1 protein-coding gene and 1 pseudogene are annotated in these 3,162 nt (G+C 64.2%); both read right to left on the reverse strand.

The features are described 5' to 3' along the window. Positions 1–627, reverse strand: a pseudogene (locus ELR45_RS40655) (DNA-directed RNA polymerase subunit beta'); the annotation flags it as partial. 166 nt (positions 628–793) lie between these two features. Then, the coding region (gene rpoB, locus ELR45_RS09290; RefSeq protein ID WP_240759367.1) for a DNA-directed RNA polymerase subunit beta at positions 794–3,162 on the reverse strand (2,369 nt) is incomplete at its 5' end.

Genomic DNA, 3,162 nt, shown 5'->3' on the forward strand with positions numbered 1-3,162 from the left:
GCGCAGCTGGCTCATCTCACGCTCGGCCGACTCCTTCACCTTCCGGCGAACGTCACCCTTGGCCCCCTCGGCCTCGAGCTCGGCGAGGTCGGACTCGAGCTTCTTCGCCCGGGTCTCGATGTCCGCGTCCTTGCGCTGCTCGATCTGCTTGCGCTCGACGTCGATCTGCCCCTCGAGCGAGGAGAGGTCCCGGTGCCGCGCATCCTCGTCGACCCAGGTGATCATGTAGGCGGCGAAGTAGATGACCTTCTCCAGGTCCTTCGGCGCCAAGTCCAGCAGATAGCCCAGACGGGACGGGACTCCCTTGAAGTACCAGATGTGGGTCACCGGCGCGGCGAGCTCGATGTGCCCCATCCGCTCGCGGCGCACCTTCGCGCGCGTCACCTCGACGCCACAGCGCTCGCAGATAATGCCCTTGAAGCGCACCCGCTTGTACTTGCCGCAGTAGCATTCCCAGTCACGGGTGGGACCGAAGATCTTCTCGCAGAAGAGCCCGTCCTTCTCCGGCTTCAGAGTGCGGTAGTTGATGGTCTCCGGCTTCTTGACCTCGCCGTGCGACCAGTCGCGGATTGCTTCCGCGGTGGCGAGCCCAATGCGTAGCTCGTCGAAAAAGTTGACGTCGAGCACGTGAATCCTTCTCTCAGATCAGTCTGTTTTCGAAAGACGAGTTTGGGCGAGGCCGTCGTCCTTGCGGGCCGACCTCGCGTGTCTCGCGCGAAGAGTCCTGTAGATCCCCGGCTATCGCAAGCGGACTGTGCCGCACAACGAGAGCCATGGATCCACAGGACACGCCTTAGACCTCCTCGACGCTGCTCGGCTCTCGCCGGGACAGGTCGATGCCTAGCTCTTCAGCGGCACGGAACACATCCTCGTCGCTGTCGCGCATCTCGATCTGTGTGCCGTCACTCGACAGAACCTCCACGTTGAGGCAAAGGGACTGCATCTCCTTGATCAGTACCTTGAATGACTCAGGAATGCCCGCCTCGGGGATGTTCTCGCCCTTGACGATCGCCTCGTACACCTTGACCCGGCCAAGGATGTCGTCGGACTTGATCGTCAGCAGTTCCCGCAGCGCGTAGGCCGCGCCGTAGGCCTGCAGCGCCCACACCTCCATCTCACCGAACCGCTGGCCACCGAACTGTGCCTTACCGCCCAGCGGCTGCTGCGTGATCATCGAGTACGGCCCCGTGGAACGGGCGTGGATCTTGTCGTCCACGTGGTGGTTGAGCTTGAGCATGTACAGGTAGCCGACAGATACGGGGTCCGGGAACGGCTCACCCGAACGGCCGTCGATCAGCTTGGCCTTACCGCTGGTACCGATCAGTTGCGCGCCATCACGGTTACGCAGAGTCGAACCGAGCAGCCCTGCGATCTCGTCCTCACGAGCGCCGTCGAACACCGGTGTGGCGACGTTGCTGTCCGGCGGAGCCTCGCTCGCGCCGATACCGTGCAGCCGCTGCTTCCACTCCTCGTCGTCGCCCTCGACCTTCCAGCCGGTCTTCGCGACCCAACCAAGGTGTGTCTCCAGGACCTGTCCCAGGTTCATCCGGCTCGGCACGCCCAACGGGTTCAGCACGATGTCCACCGGGGTGCCGTCCTCAAGGAACGGCATGTCCTCGACCGGAAGGATCTTGGAGATGACGCCCTTGTTTCCGTGCCGGCCGGCGAGCTTGTCGCCGTCCTGGATCTTGCGCATCTGAGCGATGTAGACGCGGACCAGCTGGTTGACACCAGGCGGCAGCTCGTCGCCCTCGTCACGGTCGAACAGCCGGACGCCGATGACCTTCCCCGACTCACCGTGCGGCACCTTGAGCGAGGTGTCGCGGACCTCACGTGCCTTCTCACCGAAGATGGCCCGCAGCAACCGCTCTTCCGGAGTCAGCTCTGTCTCACCCTTGGGGGTCACCTTGCCGACCAGGATGTCTCCGTTGCCGACCTCGGCGCCGATCCTGATGATGCCTCGCTCGTCGAGGTCCGCCAAGACGTCCTCGGAGACGTTCGGGATATCCCGGGTGATCTCCTCGGGCCCGAGCTTGGTGTCACGAGCGTCGACCTCGTGCTCCTCGATCTTGATCGAGGTGAGCACGTCCTCCTCGATCAACCGCTGAGAGAGCAGGATCGCGTCCTCGTAGTTCTGTCCCTCCCAGGACATGAACGCCACGAGCAGGTTCTTACCCAGAGCCATCTCACCGTGATCAGTGGACGGGCCGTCCGCCAGAACCGCGCCGGCCTCCACCCGATCGGCCTCGTTCACGACCGGCTTCTGGTTGATGCACGTGCCCGCGTTGGAACGACGGTACTTCGCCAGCTGATAGGTCTGGTACGTGCCGTCGTCGGCCATGATGGTGACATAGTCGGCCGTCACCTCCGAGACGACGCCTGCCTTCTCGGCAACGACCACCTCGCCGGCGTCGACCGCAGCGTGGTACTCCATACCCGTACCGACCAGCGGAGCCTCGGCTCGCAGCAACGGCACCGCCTGACGCTGCATGTTGGAACCCATCAGCGCACGGTTGGAGTCGTCGTGCTCCAGGAACGGGATCATGGCGGTCGCCACCGACACCATCTGGCGCGGGGACACATCCATGTAGTCGACTTCCTCGGCGGTCACAAGCTCGACCTCACCGCCACGCTTACGGACGAGCACGCGCTCCTGAGCGAAGCGGCCGTCCTCGGCGAGTGGCTCGTTCGCCTGTGCGATGACGCTGTGGTCCTCGATATCCGCGCTGAGGTAGACGACCTCGTCGGTGACATTACCGTTGCGGACCTTGCGGTACGGCGTCTCAACGAAGCCAAACGCGTTGATCCGCCCGAACGTCGCGAGCGAACCGATCAGGCCGATGTTCGGGCCCTCAGGCGTTTCGATCGGGCACATCCGGCCGTAGTGCGAGGGATGGACGTCACGGACTTCCATGCCGGCGCGTTCCCGGGACAGACCGCCGGGGCCGAGCGCTGACAGGCGGCGCTTGTGTGTCAACCCGGCCAACGGGTTGGTCTGGTCCATGAACTGCGACAGCTGGGAGGTTCCGAAGAACTCCTTGATCGCCGCGACCACGGGCCGGATGTTGATCAGCGTCTGCGGTGTGATCGCCTCCACGTCCTGCGTGGTCATGCGTTCACGTACCACGCGCTCCATCCGCGACAGGCCCGTGCGCACCTGGT

Origin of the sequence: Phytoactinopolyspora endophytica (assembly GCF_004138495.1) — a bacterium.
Lineage (GTDB): Bacteria > Actinomycetota > Actinomycetes > Jiangellales > Jiangellaceae > Phytoactinopolyspora > Phytoactinopolyspora endophytica.